At 70.9% G+C, this 18,526-nt stretch carries 19 protein-coding genes; 8 read left to right on the top strand and 11 right to left on the bottom strand.

Annotated features, from left to right (window positions below; translation table 11 throughout):
* Positions 1-238 precede the first annotated feature (238 nt).
* The 8 genes from ABZ783_RS11005 to ABZ783_RS10970 are packed head-to-tail and all read left to right on the top strand — an operon-like array spanning position 239 to position 8,311.
* Entirely contained in the window at positions 239-1,564 is a 1,326-nt protein-coding gene (locus tag ABZ783_RS11005; protein WP_357436197.1) for an aminotransferase class I/II-fold pyridoxal phosphate-dependent enzyme, read from the top strand.
* Positions 1,561-2,733 carry an MFS transporter gene (locus ABZ783_RS11000; RefSeq protein ID WP_357436195.1) on the top strand — a complete coding sequence of 391 codons (1,173 nt, stop codon included), beginning with the start codon at positions 1,561-1,563 and terminating at the stop codon, positions 2,731-2,733. The genes ABZ783_RS11005 and ABZ783_RS11000 overlap by 4 nt, the downstream gene beginning before the upstream one ends.
* Positions 2,730-3,704 (top strand): sulfotransferase domain-containing protein, encoded by a 975-nt coding sequence (locus ABZ783_RS10995; protein WP_357436193.1) that lies wholly within the window; start codon positions 2,730-2,732, stop codon positions 3,702-3,704. Before ABZ783_RS11000 ends, ABZ783_RS10995 begins: the two co-directional genes overlap by 4 nt.
* A 5-nt stretch (positions 3,705-3,709) precedes the next feature.
* Positions 3,710-4,540, top strand: coding sequence for an SDR family oxidoreductase (locus ABZ783_RS10990; RefSeq protein ID WP_357436192.1), 831 nt, complete (start codon positions 3,710-3,712; stop codon positions 4,538-4,540).
* 22 nt (positions 4,541-4,562) lie between these two features.
* The gene (locus ABZ783_RS10985) at positions 4,563-5,402 is read left to right on the top strand and encodes a methyltransferase domain-containing protein (protein WP_357436189.1); all 840 of its coding nucleotides are present in this window, start codon (positions 4,563-4,565) and stop codon (positions 5,400-5,402) included.
* Between the two features lie 17 nt (positions 5,403-5,419).
* Positions 5,420-6,295, top strand: a complete 876-nt coding sequence (locus ABZ783_RS10980) for a family 3 encapsulin nanocompartment shell protein (RefSeq protein ID WP_357436187.1) — start codon at positions 5,420-5,422, stop codon at positions 6,293-6,295.
* A 16-nt stretch (positions 6,296-6,311) separates the two neighbouring features.
* Positions 6,312-7,589 (top strand): FAD-dependent oxidoreductase, encoded by a 1,278-nt coding sequence (locus tag ABZ783_RS10975; protein ID WP_357436185.1) that lies wholly within the window; start codon positions 6,312-6,314, stop codon positions 7,587-7,589.
* Positions 7,586-8,311, top strand: coding sequence for an aspartate/glutamate racemase family protein (locus ABZ783_RS10970; RefSeq protein WP_357436183.1), 726 nt, complete (start codon positions 7,586-7,588; stop codon positions 8,309-8,311). The genes ABZ783_RS10975 and ABZ783_RS10970 overlap by 4 nt, the downstream gene beginning before the upstream one ends.
* 7 nt (positions 8,312-8,318) lie before the next feature.
* Here ABZ783_RS10970 and ABZ783_RS10965 read toward each other — a convergent pair whose 3' ends face one another.
* The 11 genes from ABZ783_RS10965 to ABZ783_RS10915 form a co-directional block, all read right to left on the bottom strand.
* Positions 8,319-9,341, bottom strand: coding sequence for a methyltransferase (locus tag ABZ783_RS10965; protein WP_357436181.1), 1,023 nt, complete (start codon positions 9,339-9,341; stop codon positions 8,319-8,321).
* On the bottom strand, positions 9,338-10,468 hold the full coding sequence (locus ABZ783_RS10960) for an aminotransferase class V-fold PLP-dependent enzyme (protein WP_357436179.1): 1,131 nt from the start codon (positions 10,466-10,468) through the stop codon (positions 9,338-9,340). Before ABZ783_RS10960 ends, ABZ783_RS10965 begins: the two co-directional genes overlap by 4 nt.
* On the bottom strand, positions 10,465-11,271 hold the full coding sequence (locus tag ABZ783_RS10955) for a tryptophan 2,3-dioxygenase family protein (RefSeq protein ID WP_357436177.1): 807 nt from the start codon (positions 11,269-11,271) through the stop codon (positions 10,465-10,467). The genes ABZ783_RS10960 and ABZ783_RS10955 overlap by 4 nt, the downstream gene beginning before the upstream one ends.
* 123 nt (positions 11,272-11,394) lie before the next feature.
* A complete protein-coding gene (locus ABZ783_RS10950) occupies positions 11,395-11,637 on the bottom strand; it encodes a hypothetical protein (RefSeq protein WP_357436176.1) in 243 nt (80 codons plus the stop codon).
* Positions 11,638-11,768: 131 nt separating this feature from the next.
* Positions 11,769-12,710: a DUF817 domain-containing protein gene (locus ABZ783_RS10945; RefSeq protein WP_357436482.1), complete on the bottom strand. Its 942-nt coding sequence runs from the start codon at positions 12,708-12,710 to the stop codon at positions 11,769-11,771.
* 127 nt (positions 12,711-12,837) lie between these two features.
* On the bottom strand, positions 12,838-13,236 hold the full coding sequence (locus ABZ783_RS10940) for a hypothetical protein (protein WP_357436175.1): 399 nt from the start codon (positions 13,234-13,236) through the stop codon (positions 12,838-12,840).
* Between the two features lie 223 nt (positions 13,237-13,459).
* Positions 13,460-14,440 (bottom strand): carbohydrate kinase family protein, encoded by a 981-nt coding sequence (locus ABZ783_RS10935; RefSeq protein WP_357436174.1) that lies wholly within the window; start codon positions 14,438-14,440, stop codon positions 13,460-13,462.
* A 14-nt stretch (positions 14,441-14,454) separates the two neighbouring features.
* Complete coding sequence (locus tag ABZ783_RS10930; protein WP_357436173.1) at positions 14,455-15,393, bottom strand: pseudouridine-5'-phosphate glycosidase; 939 nt, start codon at positions 15,391-15,393, stop codon at positions 14,455-14,457.
* Between the two features lie 76 nt (positions 15,394-15,469).
* A complete protein-coding gene (locus ABZ783_RS10925) occupies positions 15,470-16,648 on the bottom strand; it encodes an aminotransferase class I/II-fold pyridoxal phosphate-dependent enzyme (RefSeq protein ID WP_357436171.1) in 1,179 nt (392 codons plus the stop codon).
* A 38-nt stretch (positions 16,649-16,686) separates the two neighbouring features.
* Positions 16,687-17,583, bottom strand: a complete 897-nt coding sequence (locus ABZ783_RS10920) for a carbohydrate ABC transporter permease (RefSeq protein WP_357436170.1) — start codon at positions 17,581-17,583, stop codon at positions 16,687-16,689.
* Positions 17,580-18,485 (bottom strand): sugar ABC transporter permease, encoded by a 906-nt coding sequence (locus ABZ783_RS10915; RefSeq protein ID WP_073838336.1) that lies wholly within the window; start codon positions 18,483-18,485, stop codon positions 17,580-17,582. Before ABZ783_RS10915 ends, ABZ783_RS10920 begins: the two co-directional genes overlap by 4 nt.
* Positions 18,486-18,526: the final 41 nt, after the last annotated feature.

Here is an 18,526-nt window from a genome sequence, read left to right as displayed (position 1 = left end):
GGGCCGACGAGCGGCCGGCCGCGCATCTTTGTGAATGCGTGGTTGACGTGTCGGGCTCGGAGGGCAATCATATTGGTCACTGGATCTGCGACCCGGTCAATGTCGGATCCGGCGGCTTCCTGGTCCTCGACGGGATTGCGTCTCCGGCCGCGACCACCCGGGTCGTCCCGCCCCCTGACGCGGCGGGCAAGTCCGGTCACGCGAATCGGAAAGCCGCCGCTGCCCCGAGGAGCCGCTGGTGAACGGGAACAACGAAGCTCCCGCGCCGACCCGGCCGATGCCGGCGTCACACAGCGCTGAACCAGGCAGACAGCTCGCCCTCCACGGCGGCAGCCCGGTCCGTCACACCGCCTGGCCCACGTACGACAAGGGCGCTGTCTTCGTCCACCCGGAGGATGAGGAAGCCGCTTTTCGTGCCGTCCGAAGTCATCTCTACTTCCGATACGACCATCGCCCGCAGAACGAAACCGAATGCGGCCGGTTCGAGGACGAGTTGTGCCGCTATTTCGGCACCCGGCACGCTCTCGCGGTTTCGAGCGGCACCGCTGCCCTGGCGCTGGCCATCATGGGCGCGCCGGTGCCGAACGGATCATTGGTCGCCTGCCCGGGGTTCACTTTCGTCGCCACGCCCAGCGCGATTGTGCTGGCCGGCTGCCGGCCATTTCTCGTCGAGGTCGACGAGGACCTGCGGATGGATCTCGATGACCTGCGCCGGCGGTGGCGGCCGGAGATCCGAGCCATCGTGGCGGTACACATGCGCGGCTTCGCCGCAGACGTCGAGGCTCTCGCGGCCTTCGCCGCCGAGATGGGGGTGCCGCTGATCGAGGACGCCGTTCCGGCGCTCGGGGCGGAACTCAACGGCCGCAAGCTCGGCACGTTCGGCGCCGCCGGAGCGTTCAGCACCCAGTCCGACAAGGCGCTCAACTGCGGCGAGGGTGGGTTCCTGGTCACCGACGACAGCACCCTGTTCGCCCGCGCGGTCGCCCTGTCCGGGGCGTACGAGGGGCGCCTGCGGCGGCATTTCCCGGACGCCGAACCGCCGCTCACCGGCCTCGACCTGCCCCTGCTCAGCATGCGGATGGACGAGATCCGGGCCGCCCTGCTCCGCGCCGAACTGGCCAGGCTGCCCCAACGGCTGGCCCTGTTCCACCGCAACTACGCCCACGTCGCCACTGCCCTGGCCGACCTGCCCGGCATCGCGGTCCGCCGGCCGGTCGCGCCCGGTGCGTACCTTGGCGAGGCGTTCGTGTTCCGGGTGCCCGGCGGCGACGCGGGTTGGTTCGCCCGCGCGCTGCGGGCGGAGGGTGTCGACGCCCGCAACATCGGCGCCGACGACGACCTCAACGTCCGCGCCTTCTGGAACTGGCGCTTCCTGTACGGCGGCGCCGACCCGGCCGATGTCCGGGCGCTGCTGCCGTGCACCGCCCGGCTGCTGGCGGAGACCGTTGACGTGCCGCTGTCCTCCAACCTCACCCTCGACGACTGCGACGACCTGGTGCGGGCGGTCCGCAAGGTGGCCGCCGCCGCCCGCGACGCCGCGCCGGCCCGGCCGCTACGCCCATGACCGCCGCAGACACCCGGGAGGGCCGCCTGCCCCGGCTGGCCCTGGTCGGCATCTTCGGGGGGCTGTTCGCCGGCTACCTCGGGCTGACCGCGGTGATCCCGGTGCTCCCCGACTTCCTGCGCGAGCGCCACCAGGCCGGTGATCTCGTCGTCGGGCTGGTCGTCACCGGCACCGCGGTGACCGCGCTGCTGGTGCGTCCGGTTGCCGGGGCGTTCGCCGACCGGTTCGGGCACCGCACCGTGATGCTGGTCGGAGCGCTCGTGCTGGCCGCCGGCGGCCTGCTCTACCTGGCACCGCTCAACGTGCCGGCACTGGTGACGGTCCGGTTGCTGCTCGGTGCCGGCGAGGCCGCGCTGTTCACCGCGGGGGCGGTGTGGACCGTCTCCCTCGCCCCGCACAGCCGGCGCGGACAGCTCATCGGCCTGTACGGGGTGAGCATGTGGGGCGGCATCGCCGCCGGCACCTTCCTCGGCGCCAGCGTGCAGCCGGCCGGCTACCCGGCGGTGTGGGCGCTCAGCGCCGCCGCGCCGCTGCTCGCCGCCGGACTGGTCGCCCTGGCGCCGGCGCCGCGGACCGCTCCGACGGGCGGGGGCGGCGGGCTGCTCGTGCGGCCGGCGCTGCTGCCCGGCGTCGCGCTCACCTTCGGCGCCGCCGGATACGCCGGCCTGGCCGCGTTCGTGGTGCTGCATCTGCAGTCCCGGGGCGTCGGGCACGGCGTGGTGGTGCTGAGCTGTTTCAGCGCCGTGTACGCCGGCACCCGTCTGGTCATCGGCCACCTGCCCGACCGGCTCGGCCCCCGGCGGGTGGCCGCGTGGTGCGGTGTCGGCGAGGCGGCCGGCCTGCTGGTCATCGCGGTTGCGCCGAACCTGCCCGTCGCCGTGGCCGGCAGCGTGGTCATGGGCGTCGGGTTCTCCCTGCTGCACCCGTCGCTGGCGCTGATGGTGCTGAACCGGACCGACCCGGCCCGGCAGGGCGCCGCGATCGGGGCGTACACGTCCTTCTGGGACCTCGGCCTGGCGGTGTGGGGTCCGTTGACCGGCCTGGTCGCCGCCGGGCTCGGTTATCCAGCGGTCTTCGCCGCCGGGGCGGCGTGTGCCGCGGTGGCGGCGGTGATGGCGGTACGGATCGGCCGCCCGGCCCCGGCGCCAACAGCGGAGGTGGTCGCATGAACGAGTCGCTGACCGTGCTCAGCATCACTGGATGGTGCCGCAACGGCAGCACCATCATCGGCAACGTCCTGGGCGAGGTGCCCGGTTTCCTTCACGTCGGCGAACTGCACTTTCTGTGGAAGAACGCCACCGGCCGAGGGGTGAACGACCGCTGCGGCTGCGGTGGCCGACTGACCGACTGCCCGCTGTGGTCGGAGATCCTGCCGATCGGCATGCCCGCCGGCGGCTCGCTGGAGGCGCACGCCGCCGAGGTCATCCGGCGCCAGCGCACCCGGGTCCGCACCCGACACACCTGGCGGCTGTTGCGCCGGGGCGCGTACGACGAACCGACCCGGACGCACGCGGCGCTGATGAGCAGGGTCTACCGGGCGGTCGCCGAGCGGACCGGCGCGCGCGTCATCGTGGACAGCACCAAGATCCCCGGCGAGGCGGCGCTGCTGCCGCACGTCCCCGGGATCACCACGTACTACCTGCACCTGGTGCGCGACCCCCGCGCGGTGGCGCACTCATGGCGCGAGCCGAAAGAGTACGTCTACGCCATGTCGGCCGCCCGCAGCACCGCGTACTGGCACGGGTTCAACCTGGCCTCGGCGGCGATCACCCGCCGGCACCCGCAGCGGTCGATGTTCCTGCGGTACGAGGAGTTCATCGCCGACCCGGCCGGCACCGTCGACGCGCTGCTACGGCTCGTCGGGGCCGACCCGGCCGGCAACCCGGTCCGCGGCCGCACCGTCGAGCTGCACGGCAACCACACGGTGACCGGCAACCCGGACCGGTTCCGCACCGGCCCCACCACCGTGCGGGACGCCGACGACGGGTGGCGGCGGACGCTGACCCGCGGCCAACGGCTGGCGGTGACTGCGCTGGCCTGGCCGCTGTTCACCCGGTACGGCTACCAGGCCGGCGGGACGGGCCGGAGGCCCCGGCACGCCGGCGGGGTGTCATCGGCGGCCGACGCGACGGAGAGGTGACCGACATGGATCTCGGGCTGAAGGGGCGGGTGGCCCTCGTCGCCGGCGGCACCAGCGGCATCGGGCTGGCGTGCGCCAGGGAGTTCGCCGCCGAGGGCGCCCACGTGGCCGTCTGCGGCCGCGACCCGGACCGGCTCGCCGCCGCGGAACGGGAACTGGTCGCGATCGCCACCGGGCGGGTCAGCGCCAGCCGGGTGGACCTGACCGACGCCGACGCCGCCGCGCGCTGGGTCGACCAGGTCGCCACGGACCTCGGCGGCCTGCACGTGCTGCTGGTCAGCGGCGGCAGCCCGCCGATCGGCACCGCCACCGCGTTCGAGGCGGCGGACTACCGCGACGCCGTGGACCGGGTACTCCTGCCCGCGGTCCGGGTCTCGCTGGCCGCGCTGCCACACATGCGCGCCGCCGGCTGGGGTCGGCTGCTGCTCGTCGCCTCGGAGACCGCCTGCGTGCCGATCGGTCCACTGACGTTGTCCGGGGTGACCCGGGCGGCGCTGGTGCGGTTCGCCCAGGGCCTCGCCGTCGACGTCGGCCGCAGCGGGGTCACCGTCAACGTGCTCGCCCCCGGCGGGGTGCGCACGCCGCCGATGGAACGCGCGGCGGCGCGGCTGGCCGGTGAGGGCGGCGACGTCGAGGCCCGGCTGCGTGCGATGGGGCACCACAGCGCGCTGGGCCGGCTGGCCCACCCCGAGGAGGTGGCGGCGCTGGCCGCCTTCCTGGCCAGCGAACGGGCGTCCTACGTGACCGCCGGAGTGCACCTGATCGACGGCGGCGCCGCCGCCACCGGTCCCGAGCTGCCCCACCTGACCGGGGTTCGCAGGGACACCTACGCCTGACCCGCCGCAGCAAGGAGTGCCCATGTCCACGACCAGCCGGTTCACCGAGCGGGACGTCTCCGAGTTCTTCGACCAGACCACGCAGACGTACCTCAGCTTCTGGGACAGCGAGGGCGTGCTGCACACCGGCTACTTCGCCGCCGACGACGACTCCGACTACGCGGCGGCCGCCGACCGGACCTCGGACATCCTCGCCGCCGACGCCGGCATCGACGCCGCGGCGAACGTGCTCGACGTCGGCTGCGGCTGCGGGAACTTCCTGCTGCGCCTCGCCGAGCGGACCGGATGCCGCGGTGCGGGCCTGGACCTGAGCATCGAGCGGGTCCGCTTCGCCCAGGGCAAGCTCGCCGAGCGGGGCGACGGGCTGCCCGTCGCGTTCCGGCACGGCTCGGCCACCGCCCTGCCGTACGCCGACGGGACCTTCACCCACGTGGTCAGCCAGGACGCGCTGTTCCTGGTGCCGGACAAGCCGCGCAGCCACGCCGAGATGTTCCGGGTGCTCGCTCCGGGCGGAGTCTTGGCCATCGCCGACTTCCTGCAGCCGAAGCCGGAGATCGGCGCGGCGGCCCGGCGGCACGTCTACGACCGGGTGCGCTGGAACAGCGGCTACTCGCTGGACGGCTACCGGAAGGCGCTGCAGCGGGCCGGCTTCGTCGACGTGGTCGCGCGCAGCCTCGACACCCACATCCGACAGACGTACCGGGTGCTGGGCCGGACCGCACGGGAGCGGGCCGCCGCGACCGACGACGAGGCGGCGCGGACCTGGATCCGCAACTTCGCGGAATCCTGCGACGAGATCCAGGCCGCGATCGACCGCGACGAGTTCGGCTGGGGCATGTTCGTCGCCCGCAAGCCGGCCTGACGGGAGGGAAGCCGATTATGCAACGCACCGACACGATCAAGCGGACGATCGCCGAGGTCGTCGCCGAACGGAAGACCCAGATGTCGCCCGGCGGGGTGTTCGTCGAGGCGTTCGCCAAGGACGGCTTCGACACCCGCGTCGATTACGACGTCACCATCACCGACTCGCTGACCAGCTCACGGCGCAAGCCCCGCTACCCGTCGCGGAACATGCTCAAGGTGGTGGACCTGTCCCGGGAGCCGCAGGAGCAATACTGGCACGAGAGCCCACCCCGGGCCGGTGACCCCACCGTCGACGGCGCGGACCTGCGCCGCGAGGCGGCCAACCACTTCCACCGCTCCCCCATCCCCCCGCTGCTCACCACCACCGCCTGGGTGCAGGTGCCCGACACGCTCTGGGACGACCCGGCCAGCTTCGAGCAGTTCATCAACTACCGGCTCGTCGTGCGGCTGGCCACCGCCGAGAACCACACCATCCTCCGTGGCGAGGGCGGGCTGCTGAACATGCCGGACATCGGCCGGCTTACCGACCCCGGCCGGTTCGCCTCCACCATCCTGGCCGCCTGCAACGAGGTCGAGCAGATGGGCAGCACCGCCGACGGGCTGATCATCAACCCGGCCGACTACTACCGGCTGCTCGGTTCCGGGACCCTGCTACGGGACGTGGAGGACAACGGGGTCTTCATCGTGCGTACCCGGCTGGTCGACCCGGGCACCGCGATCGTCGGCGACTTCGGCCACGGTGCGCTGCTGTTCGACGCCGGCCGGTCGGTGATCCGGTTCGCCGAGCCGCCGCCCGGCACGTTCGCCGAGCCCGGGGTGGCGCTGTGCGCACAGATCTGGGAGCGGGTCGTGGTCAACCTGCCCACCTGCTTCTTCGTCGTCACCATCTGACCGGCGAGAAGGCACGATGACAGCGACGCCCGCCCGGCACGACCCTGACGTCCTGGTCATCGGCGCGGGTGTCGTCGGCCTGTTCTGCGCCTGGTTCCTGCGGGCCGCCGGGCACACCGTCACGGTCGTCGACCGGGGCGAGGTGGGCGATCCGGCGGCCTGCTCGGCCGGGAACACCGGCTTCGTCGGCACCCAGGGCTCCGCGCCGCTGGCCGAGCCGGGCGTACCGGCGAAAGGGCTGCGCTGGCTGCTCGACCCGGAAAGCCCGTTCCACGTCCGGCCGCGCCCGGACGTCGGGCTGCTCGCCTGGCTGTGGCACTTCCGGCGGTACTGCACCGAGCGCCACGCCCGCGCCGGGTTCGAGGTGCTGCTCGCGCTCAAGCAGCGCAGCCTGGCCATCCTCCACGAGGTCTGCGCCGGCGACCTCGCCGACACCCTCACCGCCCGTGGCATGGTGCTGGCCTGCAAGACCGAGCAGGGGTACGCGCAGGCCCGGCACGGCATCCCCGCGGCGGTCGAGCGCGGGGTGCCGCTGCGCGAACTGGACCGGGCGGAGCTGGCCCGGCTGGAACCCGGGGTGGACTTCGCCATCGCCGGGGCGCTGCTCAACGAGGAGGGCGCCGCGCTGCGCATCCCCGCCTTCCTGGTCGGCTTCGCCCGCGCCCTGCGGGAGCGAGGCGTGGAGATCATCACCGGCGCCGAGGTTCGCGGCTTCGAGGTGACCGGGCGGCGGGTACGCGCCGTCCGCACCAGCCGGGGCGACCTGCGCCCGGCCGAGGTGGTGATCGCCGCCGGGGTGTGGTCGCGGGCGTGCGCCCGTACGCTCGGCGTCGGGCTGATGCTGCAACCCGCGAAGGGCTACACCGTCACCGTCGCCGCCGGGCCGGGCACGCCGACCCGGCCCCTGCTGCTCAGCGAGGGCAAGGTGGCGGTGATGCCGCTGGGCGACCGGGTACGCGTCGGCGGCACCCTGGAACTGTCCGGCCTGGACACCTCGGTGTCGCCGCGACGGGTCGACGGGATCCTGCGCACCGTGCGGTCGTATCTGCCGGGGCTGGACACCGATCGGCGGCTGCACGTGTGGAGCGGGCTGCGGCCGTGCACCCCGGACAGCCTGCCGCTGATCGGCCGGGCCGGGGCGTACCGCAACGTCAGCGTGGCGACCGGGCACGGGCACATCGGGATGGGTCTCGCCCCCGCCGGCGGCCAACTGCTCGCCCAGCTCATCGGCGGCGTGCGGCCCGACCTGCCGCTGGAGACGTTCGCCTTGGACCGGTTCGGGAGGACGCGATGACCGATGGGCCGGCGATCGGGGTGCTCTGCCTCGACACCAGCTTCGACAAGATTCCCGGCCACATCCGCAACCCGGCCACCTTCGACTTCCCGGTCCACTACCGGGTGGTCCGGGGCGCCACCCCCCGCCGGCTGGTCCGCGAGGCCGACCCGACGCTGTTGGAACCGTTCCTCCAGGCCGCCCGGGACCTGCAGGCCGCCGGCGTCGCGGGGATCACCGGGGCGTGCGGTTTCCTCGTGCTCTTCCAGGCGGAGTTGGCCGCCGTGGTGGACGTACCGCTGTGGTCCTCCAGCCTGATCCAGCTACCCCTGGTGCACCAGATGATCGGGCCGGGCCGCATCGTCGGGCTGCTGGTCGCCGACGAGGCGGCGCTGACCCCCCGACACCTCGCCGCGGTCGGGGCGCGGGAGCTGCCGCTCGCAATCACCGGCATGGCCGGTCAACGCGAGTTCCGCGAGGTGATGCTGGAGGGACGCCGCGACACCCTCGACGTCGACCGGCTGGCCGCCGAGGTGGACGAACAGGTGGACGCCCTCGCCCGGGCCCACCCGGATCTCGGCGCGCTGGTGATCGAGTGCACGGATCTGGTGCCGTTCGCGCACCGGATCCAGGCCCGGCTCGGGGTGCCGGTCTTCGACATCGTCACCCTCACCCGGATGCTGTACGACAGCCTCACCCGCCAGCCGTTCACCCGCCGCCTCGACCTCGAGCCCCAGCGGTGATGCCCGGTCACGGCTTACGTGCCGAGATCAGTTCGAACCGGCCGGGCAACACCTCGATCCCGTCGAAGCCGGCCTGCCGCAGCGCGCCGATGTAGAAGGTGGTTTCCCGCAGGCGGCTGGCGCAACTGTCGACGCCGATCAGGAAGTAGGACCAGAAGAACTGCATGGCCAGCCGCTCCGAGGTGCGGAACTCCTCGCAGATGAGCAGGCGGCCGCGGGGCGGTAACGCCTGGTAGGCGTTCTCGATCAGGCGGTGGGCGACGCGCGCCGGCCAGTCGTGCAGGACGCGGACGAACGCCATGGTGTCGTAGCCGGTGGGCAGCGCTTCGGTGAGGAAGTCCCCGCCGACGAACCCGAGCCGGGTTCCGTGGCCGGACCGTACCCGGGTCTCGTCGACGAGGGGCTGGACCGGGGGCAGGTTGTAGACGTCGACGGTCAGGCCGGGCGTATCGGCGAGCAGGTACGTGGCGAGCGTGCCGTCGCCGCCTCCCACGTCCAGCAGCCGGTGGCGGTCGGGCCAGAGCCGCGGTGCGTGGGTGCGGAACGCCTCAATGATCGGGCCCAGGCCGGCCGCCATGCTCTTCTCGAAGTCGGCGATCTGGGCTGCCGTCCTCGGTGGCCAGGCGAAGTCGTTCTCGGTGATGCTGAGCTGCCCGCGGAGGGTGTCCGCCAGCCTGCCGTGCAGCTGCCGCCACGGGTACTTGTCGCGGTCGCGTTCGATCGCGTCCGGCCCGACCACCTCGACGACGGCGTCCTTGAGCCCCGGGACGGCGCGGTACTCGGTGTCGTTGATGTCGTCGGTCCGCTCGTCGCGGTGCACGAAACCGAGGCTTTCCAGGCAGTCAAGGAGCTTGTAGAGCCGCCCCGGGCGCAGGTCGAAGCGGGCGCTGAGCTGCCCGAGGCGCATCGGGCCCGGTTCCAGCGCGTCGAGCAGCCCGATGTTCAGGGCGGTCTCCAGCACGTCGATGGCCTTGGCGCCGTTGGCGAGCAGGCTCATGAGTGCCCTCGGGGACAGCGGTGCGCCGGTCATGATCTGACCTGCCGGAGCTCCAGTTCGAGGGCGTCCATGAACGCGTCGACCTCGTCGATGGTGTTGTAGATGTGCGGGGCCACCCGCAGGGCCCCTCGCCAGCTGCAGATCATCTGCCGCCGGGCGAGGCTGCGCTTGATTGCCTCACCGTCCGGGACGGCCAGGCAGACGACACCGCCCCGTTGCGCGGGCGCGGTGGGGCCGAGCACGGGGATGCCGGCGGCCGCGGCCCGGTGCACCACCCGCTCGGTGCAGTTCAGTGAGTGCTCGCGGATGGCGTCGATGCCCACGCCGGCCAGCAGGTCCAGTCCGACTCGGGAGATCTGGGCGCTGAGCGGGAACGGGGTTCCACCGGCGAACCGGCGGGCGTCGCCGGCCCAGTCCGACGAAGGGCGAAAGGTCAGCGCGGCGTCGCCGGCGAACCATCCCGTCGCCGCTGGCCGCAGGGTCGGCAGCAGCTCGGGCCGGACGTACAGGAACGCCGTCCCGACGCCGCACAGCCACTTGTGTGCGCCGCCGAGGACGAAGTCGACGTCCAGCGTTGCCACGTCGAACGGGACCGTGCCGATGGTCTGGAAGGCGTCGACGACAACGAGTGCGCCGACGTCGTGTGCGCGTTTGACGAGACGGGGCAGGTCGATCACCGCGCCGGTGGCGTAGCTGGCGTGCGGCACGCACACCAGCAGCGTGCGTTCGTCGATCCGCCGCTCCAGGGCATCCTCGTCGAACCCGGGCCCACCGGCGTCGACGACGTCGAGTCGGGCGCCGTAGCGGCCGAACGCCCGCCAGATGAACGGCACCGTGGGGAACTCCAGGTGCGTCGTAACCACCCGGTTGCGGGACGGACGATAGTCGAAACAGGAGGCGATGCGGCCCAGGAGGGTGCTGACGTTGGCGTCGGTGACCACGCTGCCCGGGGAACCGCCGATGAACCGTGCGACGGCGTCGCCGTAGGCCCGCAGCTCGTTGAGCCACCCGTCCCACACGTCGTCGCGCCAGCCGCACAGCGTCTCCCAGTAACGCTGGAGGACGGGCTCGGCCCCGCGCGGCACCGCGCCGGTGGAGTTGCTGTTCAGGTACACGCAGGTCTCGAGCAGAGGGAAGTGCTTCCGTAGCCGGGTGGTCACGCCGGCACCCGCGCTTCCCGGCGGTCGGCCCCGGGCGCCAGACCGCCCTCCCGCCGCCACTCGGCGGTGAGCTGGTTGCGGACCGCCCAGAGTGCTCGGAACAGTGGCTGGGTCATCCGCCCGACGAGAATCTGGGTGGGCACTCCGTCCAGCGCCGCGACGTCCCGGCCCACCCCGATCGTCCGGCGCACCAGCAGGTAGTGGGTGAACAGCCACGTCTGGTAGCCCTCGTCGAGGTCGACGAGGAGCTCGCAGACCCGCTTCAGTTCGGTTCGGAGACCGGAGTAGACGTCGGCAAGCGTGACCTCGTGCCGCGCGAGGAGCCGGTCCAGAGCCTCGGCGGCGTACGACGCGGCCACCCGTACGGCGTTGTAGCCGGGGGATTCCTGCCCGCTGCCGTTACCGAGATGCCGGCGTATCACCTGGTAGGTGTCGGGTGTGAGGGTCTCCAGCACGCGAAGCTCATGCGACAGGCAGTGCGTGATCCGCACAGCTCGGTCCAGCCGGGCGGTCACCTCCCACAGGCGATCACCATCGAGATCGCCGACGACCTCGGCCACCTCGTGGGCGAGTAGTTTCAGCCACAGTTCCTGCGCCTGATGCACGACCTGAAACATGAGCTCGTCCGCGTCGACGAGCTCAGACCTGGGTGTCTGCAGCCGCAGCAGATCGGCGGTGCGCAGGTAGATCTCGTAGTCGAGCTTTCCTTCGCCGACCGTCACTTTCAACACGGGGTTGAACAGCGGCCGGCTGAGTGCCTCGTGCACGTTGCCGACTGTCTTTTCCGGATCCGATTTGCTCACGCGGCACAGCCTCCAGTCATGCCGCTGCTCCTCTGCGGCACCGCCGCACAGTCAAGCAAATAACAGTTTCGGCTACCAGCCCTCACCGAGCGAGGTGATTCACAAGCTCACCGCATTGCCCATTTAACATTGACGATCTACTATGCGTTGATCGATCGGCGGACAATTGCCGCAGGGCGTCGCGCCCGTGCGTAACGCCTCGACGTCGAGGTCGTCCCCGAGATCCAGCACTCCGGTCGGCACCAGGAGCCAGTAGCCGACCACGACCAGCAGTAGGAAGCTGAACAGCACAGTGGGGAAGTTGAGCGCCGCACCGAAGAAGCCGGCCACCGCGTCCCCCCTCCGCCCCGGCGGCCGTACGGCCACCGGCACGATGATCGTGTCACGAGGTGTCAACGCCGGCTCAGCCGCACGGGGCGGCCGGTCTCACGGCGTACGCTCTGCTCCCCCAGATCACCTCGCCTTCCTGCCCGAGCCAGCCCCTCGATCGAACCGGATCACCGCGGCGACCGCGACGCTGAGACAGGAGGAAGCTCCGCCGCGTCCGCGCCCACCGCTGTGGCCGACTGCCGGTCGTCGGGCGGCTGCGGCGGTGAGATCCAGGTGACCATCACGACCGAGATGATCATGAGGAGGAACCACGATGCCAGCTTCGCCGGCGAAACCGGCTGCCAACCGCCCAGCTGGCTGGGGTAGAGCCAGGCATGCGACCAGGTGGCGATGTTCTCCGCGAGCCAGATGAAGAAGGCGACGAGGACGAAGGCGAGCAGGAGCGGCATGCGCCAACGGAACCGGAAGATGCGGAACTGCATGACACAGCGCCCGAACACGAGGGCGACGACGGCGATGAGCAGCCACCGGACGTCCAAGACGTAGTGGTTGGTGAAGAAGTTGGCATAGATCGCGACGGCCACGGCAGCCGTCACCCATCGTTTCGGGTAGCGCGCGAAACGCAGGTCGAACAGCCGGTTGACGCGGACCAGGTAGGAGCCGACCGCGGCATACATGAAGCCACTGAAAAGGGGCACCGCACCGAGCCGCAGCATCCCGTCGGGCGCGTAGGACCACGAGCCGATGTGGGTCTTGAACAGCTCCATTGCTGTACCGACCAGGTGGAACAGGAGCACTACCCGCAGTTCCCGCAGGGTTTCCAGGCGTCCGGCCACCATGGCGATCTGGATGGCGACCGCGGCAAGAGTCAGGAAGTCGTTGCGGGCGAACACCGCATCCCTCGGGTACCAGAGGTGCGCCGCGAAGATGACCGCCAGCATCGCCCCACCGAACACGCACGCCCAGGCCTGTTTGAGTCCGAAGACCGCGAGCTCGATCAGCCAGCCGATCGGACCACGCTGGGGCAGCCGCGCCAGGATCGCGCGGAAGCGCGCATCGATCGCGCGTTCGGCGGTGGTCATGGCGGCTGGTTCGGAAGGGGTGTGCATCGCCCCGACGCTATCGTGCCGGCGCAGGTCAGCGGCCTTGGTCTCGGCCAGCTTCACGCGCGCGGCCGCTCCCCGCGTCGGGGGTGACTGCGGGTACGCATACGCGTACCCGCAGTCTCGCGGCCGCTCAGCCGCAGTTACCCCAGGTGTACCTACCGTTGCCTGCCCACATCGTGCCGTACAGGACTTCTCCCTCGTACTGGACGCAGGTGTCCCGCGCAGCGCGCTGCTTCGCGGCGTAGTACTTGTAGTTGCCCGAGTCGGTGGCCCAGGAGCTGCCCTCAACTCGCAAACTGGCGGCAACCCCGGTCGTCGATCCGATGGCCACCGCCTTGAGGGTGGCGACACAGTTGTACCCGGTCGCGCTGTTGTACATCAGGTAGACGTCGCCCACCTTGGTGCTGCCGGAGTAGATCGACCGGTGACCGTCGGAAGCCTGGGCCCACGAGCCGCCGAAGTCGTTGTTGCAGGCTTGTGCCGGGGTGAACGGGTTCGTCGCGGCGTGGGCCGGCGAACCGAACGTCACCACCGCAACAGCCACTGAGAGTGCCGAGATCGACAGTCGTCGCGCTAGCACGCGCACACAGTCCTCCAAAGCTCTGGCGCGAAGATCACGCACGGGTCAGGCGCCATTGGTCCTTATCGGATGATCAACATTACACAGCGCAGCAACCTGGCCAGCGGCGGCACCGCACACGCGGCCGGTCACATCGACGGCAAGGCATGCCGGTCGGGCTCGCCGTGCTCGTTCACCGACGGGTCGGCTGGCGCCGCTCGACGGTTCGTACCTCGTCGAGGGTCGGCAACGAGCGTCCGGCCCCCGGTTTCTCGACGGCGGCGGCGCCGAGCAGGTTGGCGCACGCTCCGATCTTCGCCAGCGGCAGGGCGGCCAGCGTCGCCGCGATGGCGCCGGCGCAGAACGAGTCACCCGCGCCGGTCGTGTCGACCGTCCGCACCGACAGCCCGGGCAGCTCGACCAACTCGTCGGCGGTGGCGATGATGGTGCCGTCGCGGCCGACCTTGAGCGCGACGGTCTTGGCCCCCAGGTCGCACAGCCGGCGGCAGGCCTCCGCCGGCTCGGCCGTCCCGACCAGTTGCCGGGCCTCCGGAACGCCGACGACCAGCAGATCGGTGAACCTCAACAACCGCCGGATGGTGGCCGGCTCACGACGGGCCGGATCCACCGGTATGTCGAGGGAGACCGGCACGCCGTTCGCGGTGGCCACCTCGATCGCCCGGACCGCGGCGAGCGACTGCGGCGCCTGCAGGAAGGCGTAACCGGACACGTGCAGGAAATCGCAGGCGGCGATCGCCTCTTCCGGCAGGTGGGCCGGCGAATACCGAGGGTTCGCTCCGCGGTAGGCCATCATCGTGCGCTCCCCGTCCGGCGTCACGCCGATCACGTTGAGCGACGTCGGCTCGTGCGGGTCGCGGACGACGTACTCCAAGCCGACCCCTTCGGCGCGCAGCGCCTCGACCGCGACCTCGGCCCAGCGGTCCTCGCCGATCGCGCTGAGCATGCTGGGCCGCAGGCCCAACCGGCGGAGCATGATGGCGCTGTTGGCCGCGGAGCCGCCCAGCCCGATCCGCTGGGACGAGGCGACACCGTCGCCACCGGGCCGTGGGTACTCGGCGAGCTCGAGAATCAGGTCGACGTTGATGTCACCGAGCAGTAGGACGACGGCGTCCCGCTGCCCACTGACCTCTGCCACGAGTTGGCTCGCGGTCACTGCGCTGTCACCTCTCAGCCGCCGGTCCCGGCCACTGCGATCCGGCCGGCAAGGCGTGCGTTCGCCAGCACCAGGTCGACGTTGGCCTGGAGGCTGGCGCCGCCGGTCCGCTCATGGAAGAAGGCCAGCAGGAACGGAGTCACATCCTTGCCTCGCACGTCCTGCTCCCGCAACGCCGCGAGCCCTGCCGCCAGGACTTCGTCGTGCAGGTCCGGATCCATCTCGCTCTCCGGCTCGATCGGGTTCGCGACAACCAGGGCCCGGCTGTTGCCGAGGGCCCGGTTGGCGGCGTGGATCCGGGCCACCTCCTCGGGGGTCTCCACCCGCCACGGCACCGCCATCTCGGTCTGCCGGACGTAGAAGCCGGGGAAGATGTCGGTGCGGTATCCGACGACGCCCACCGACAGGCTCTCGAGCCGTTCCAGGGTCGCCGGCACGTCGAGGATCGACTTCACCCCGGCGCAGACCACGACGATCGGTGCGGTCGCGAGCCCCATGAGGTCGGCGGACTCGTCCCACGATGTCGCCGCGCCTCGGTGCACGCCGCCAAGACCGCCGGTGGCGAAGACCTCGATGCCCACCAGGCTGGCCAGCCAGGCCGTGGAGGCCACCGTCGTGGCGCCCGGAACCCGACGGGCAAGGGTGACCGCGACATCACGGATGCTCGCCTTGTTGACGTCGTCGCGGCTCGCGATCTGGTGGAGGGCATCCTCATCGAGGCCGACCCGGACGCGACCGTCCAGGACGGCGATGGTGGCGGGCACGGCGCCCGCGGCTCGCACCGACTGCTCGATGTCGCGCGCCACCTGCATGTTGCTGTCGCGGGGCAGGCCATGGCTGATGATGGTGGACTCCAGCGCGACGACGGGCCCGCCGTGACGGAGGGCCTCGGCCACCTCTGGATGAACCTCGACGGGCAGGCCGCCCCACCGGTCGGATGCTGGGGTTGTCATGTCTCGATCGTCCTGATGATCTCGTGGTGGGTGGGGACACCGCGGCCCGGGCGGAACGACCGGGCCGGCCGGGGAGCTACCGCATGGCCTGCTCGAAGTCACGGATGATGTCGCGGGCGGACTCGATGCCGACGGATACCCGGATCATGCCGTCGGTGATGCCCATCTGCTCCCGCTCCGCTGGCGGGATGTCGAGGAAGGCCATCGTCCCGGGTACCTGGGTCACGGTCCGCACCCCACCCAGGCTCGCCGCGAAAGAGCCCAGCTTGAGGCCCTTGAGGACGCGCACCGCCTGGTCCTCGGTGTCCAGGCTGAACGCCAGCATCGCACCCGGCATGTCGAACTGCCGCTGGGTCAGTTCGTGCTGCGGATGGCTGGGCAGGCCCGGGTAGAACACCTTGCGGACCTGAGGCTGCTTCTCCAGCCATTCGGCGAGGGCAAGCGCGTTCTGGGTCTGCCGTTCGACCCGCAGCGGAAGGGTCTGCAGCCCCCGCAGCAGCAGCCACGCGTTGAACGGGGACAGCGCCCCGCCGAGCTTGGTGAGGGTGTTCCAGCGAACCTGCTCCAGCCAGTCCGCGGGGAGGATGTCCGAGCGCAGGGTGATGACCCCACCCACCGCGTCATTGTGGCCGCCCATGAACTTGGTGGCGCTCTCGAGCACCACGTCGACGCCGTGCTCGTGGGGCCGGCAGACCGCCGGGCTGGCGAAGGTGTTGTCGCAGAAGACGACGATTCCCCGCGAGTGGGCGAGGTCCGCGAGGGCGCGAAGGGGCGCGATCTTCATCGTCGGGTTGGCGATGGTCTCCACGTAGAGGACGCGGGTGCGGTCGGTGATCGCCGCCTCCACCGCCGCGATGTCACTGGCGTCGACGAACGTGACCTCGATGCCGAAGTCCTGGATGCGGTGGTCGAAGAACTCGTGCGTGGAGCTGTAGGTGGTGAGGTCGGCGACGATGTGGTCCCCGGCCTTGAGCAGGCCGAGCAGGGCGTGGGAGATCGCCGCCATCCCGGAGGCGGTGGCCAGGCACGCCGTCGCGCCGGCGAGCTGGGCGACGTGCTCCTCGAGCTTGTACTCACTGGGGTTGCCGCAGCGGCTGTAGATGTTCACCTCCTTGCGAGCCCCGTCGACGATCTGGTCGTAGATGTCGTCGGCGTACTGGTAGTTGGCCGACATGTAGATCGGGTAGCTGATCGACTGCGTGCTGGCCTCGGGCTCGTAGTAGACGGCGCGGCTGGCGAAGTCGAGGTCGTCCATGGGGTGTCTCCTTGGGTTGGGGCGGGCCGGGCTGGCCGTCACTGCTTGATGGCGCCGCTGGTCAGCCCGCCGATGACCTGCTTCTGGAGGGCGACGTACACCACGAACGAACCGAGCGCGGCGAGCAGAACCGCCGCCAGCAGCACGGGGTAGTCGGTGACCCGCTCGCCCACGTAGTCGGTGAGTCCCAGCGGCAAGGTCTTCTTGCTGGGGGTGTTGAGCAGCACCAGCGGGAAGAGGAAGTCGTTCCAGACCCAGATGGTGTTGACGATGGCGGTGGTGAACATTGCCGGTCGCGCGATCGGCACCATGACGCGCAGGAAGGCCCGCAGTTCGGACGCGCCGTCGACCCGGGCTGCCTCGACCAGGGACCGTGGGACCGTGCTGAAGAACGCCCGCATGATGAGGACGGACACCGGCAGGTTGAAGGCCACGGTGGGCAGGACCACTCCGGTACGGGTGTCCAGGAGGCCCGCGTCGCGCAGCGTCGCGACCAGCGGCACCAGTGCGACGTACGCCGGGATGGCCATCGCGACCAGCATCGCGATCTCCACCCACGGCATCCAACGGGTGCGGTAGATGACGAAGGCGTAGCCGGCGGCGGTGGCCATGGCGACGGTCAACGCGACCGACACCACCGTCACCGCGAGGGAGTTTCCGGCGTAGACGAGCAGTTTCCCTTCGCCGAGCGCCTTGCCGTAGTTGGCCCACTGCGGGTCGGTGGGCAGCGACCAGACGGACGCCAGGAAGTCCTGGTTGCTCTTCAGCGAGCTGTAGGCCATCCAGAGGAAGGGGAAGATGACCACGGTCAGGTGCACCGCCAGGATGAGGTACACGATCGCGGTGCCGGTGCTGAGGCGGGGCCGCCCGCGGCCGGTCGTTGCCGGTACGGCCGCCGGGTGCTGCCTGGTGACGTGGATGGTCGAGGAACTCACGCCTCTCCTCGCTTCCCGCGGCGCATCAGGCCGAGGACGAAGACGCCGACCGCGGCGGTCAGCAGGATCTGGGCGAATCCGATGGTGGACGCGTAGCCGGCTTCGAAGTTCCCGAAGCCGGTCTGGAAGAGGTACGTGGACACCACATCGGTGGCGTTGCTCGGTCCCCCTCGGGTGAGCACGTAGACGAGGGAGAACGTCTTGAAGGAGGAGACGACCGCCAGCAGGGTCGTCGCCTGGACGTTCGACCAGACCATCGGGACGCTGACGGAGAAGAAGGTCCGGTAGTGGCCGGCGCCGTCGATGGCCGCCGCGTCGTACACCGCTTCGTCGACGTTCTCGAACGCGGCGACGAAGAGCAGGATGTACAGCCCCAGGTAGGTCAGGTTCATGACCACCAGCACCGCGGGCATCGCGGTCGACCGGTCGCCCAGCCACCCGCGTGCGAGTTCGTCGAGCCCGACGGCGTTGAGGAAGCCGTTCAGCAGCCCGAAGTAGGGGTTGTAGACGAAACCCCAGAGCAACCCGATGCAGATCTCGCTGATCACCACCGGCACGACGTAGACGAACATGGCGAACCGCTTGATCCGGGGCACCACCCGCACCAGCCAGTACGCGATGACCATGCCGACGCCGACCTGGAACACGATCGCGGTGAGCGCGACCAGGACGTTGTTACGAAGTGACCCCCAGAAGATCCGGTCGCCGAGCAGCCGCTCGTAGTTGGTCAGGCCGGTCCACTGCCGGGGCGAGACGCCGTCCCATGAGTGGAACGACAGGACCCCGGCCGTGAGCAGCGGGTAGGCGACGAAGACCGCCAGGAACAGCACCGCGGGCGCGAGGAACAGCAGTGCTGCCCGAGCGTCGCGGCGGGCGGCGACGGACCGCGTGGATGTGGACACGAGACCTCCTGGGTCGCCGCCCGAGCGCCCGTAGCCGGGGC

Source organism: Micromonospora sp. NPDC047738 (genome assembly GCF_040642675.1).
Taxonomy (GTDB): domain Bacteria; phylum Actinomycetota; class Actinomycetes; order Mycobacteriales; family Micromonosporaceae; genus Micromonospora.
Note: the sequence above shows the minus strand (reverse complement) of the source record. Positions and strands in the feature narration are given on the sequence as shown.